This window comes from Ruminiclostridium hungatei (assembly GCF_002051585.1).
Classification (GTDB): Bacteria; Bacillota; Clostridia; order Acetivibrionales; family DSM-1351; genus Ruminiclostridium; species Ruminiclostridium hungatei.
Genome location: NZ_MZGX01000068.1, coordinates 1 through 1,443 on the forward strand (window position 1 = coordinate 1; position 1,443 = coordinate 1,443).

The window sequence follows — 1,443 nt, forward strand, 5'->3', positions numbered from 1 at the left end:
AGAACCTCTGTCTGTATGAGGACATTATATCATCGTCCTGATGGACGTTGATAACATCAAAGTAAAGGGAGGAATTTTGCCAATATTATTGCATTTATCCCTTGACTAATACTATAGCAGGTTAAAGAGGGGTGGTCGCAAGCGACCTCCCCTCGGCTCACATCGGCCCGCAATGCGGGCTGCGGCATTTTGCATAGGTGGTCGGAATAAGCGATAGTGTGTCGGCTAGGTGGTCAAGCTAGGCTGCAAGTGCCCGTTTTCTGGCGTTTCAAAGGTGGTCTTTAAGGTGGCTGTTAAAGCCTCTTAAAGATGCTGACAGCTATCTATTGCTTTTTGCAGCAATATTCTTTTTTCACTTGCTCATTAGTTGCAAACCGCAACGCCTTTGATATAAGCTATTTTTATGTGTTGCATAATATAAAGGTTACTACGACAAGCAAAAACGTGGTACAAAACGTTTATATTATGATGGTTTCATTTTATTGATTTTATGTCTACTTTAAGAGCAAAAAGAAAGGTCACGTCAGCCAAAACTGTGTGACCCTTGAAATACATTTACTTCTTTATCGGCATTCCTAGCTTTACAAATTCTTCTATAGGAGTTATTAGACCATAGTCATTATCTACATAAATTCCTTCTAGAAAGTTTTTTTGTTGCAATATATTCTTCAAACGTTTTTCTGATGTATACGTCATTGTGATAACATGTGGATTTCTAAAAGGTATTTTTTCTAGGTCTTCCTTTTCAAAATCCATAAGAATTGTTCCTGTTTCATCATAATCATAAAATATATGATCTGTCCCAAAATCAACACAAAACCGGTTTCTAATCTCCGTTACATCGTAGCAATTGATACTATTAGGATGCTTGAATGCCTTTATCCTATCAAGATTAAATTTTTCGTCTCCTATCAATAAAATCCATTTCAAAATATACTCACATCCTCCCTGCAGTTTATTTAAGGTAATTCAACAAATCTTGTTGGTTGGTAAATACTTTAAAGCCTTCTTTTTGTAGTCCTTTAACTACAGCAGCACCTGGATTCTGGTCTGGTAAATAAACAATAACTTCTTTACTTGTACTGGAGGCTGTATTTATTGCTTGCTTCGTAGCACCTTTTCCTCCACCTTGTTTAACCTGTATTATCGCATTATTAAGCTCGATATCATAATCTGTTAATGGTGTTCCATCTGCTCTATAGACCTTTTTATTAACATCAACAACTTTACCCGGATATTTCGCTTCAATTGCATTTGCAGTTTCACCTACATATTTATCTGTAGAAGTCCAAGTCTTAGGCGTTCCCTTATTATAATTCGCATTATGAACCAATACACCATTATCGCCAACATGATAAGTATGGAAATCATCCACTTGGAAGTTATATACCTTGGTTGGTTCATCAGTAATTTCAATTTTTCTGTTTTCCACTACTAAGACGT

At 36.3% G+C, this 1,443-nt stretch carries 2 protein-coding genes; both read right to left on the reverse strand.

Going from position 1 to position 1,443, the window contains the following annotated elements:
- Positions 1–555: 555 nt before the first annotated feature.
- Positions 556–930 carry a hypothetical protein gene (locus CLHUN_RS21530; RefSeq protein ID WP_080066722.1) on the reverse strand — a complete coding sequence of 125 codons (375 nt, stop codon included), beginning with the start codon at positions 928–930 and terminating at the stop codon, positions 556–558.
- Positions 931–955: 25 nt separating this feature from the next.
- The coding region (locus tag CLHUN_RS22635; protein ID WP_242656594.1) for a polymorphic toxin-type HINT domain-containing protein at positions 956–1,443 on the reverse strand (488 nt) is incomplete at its 5' end.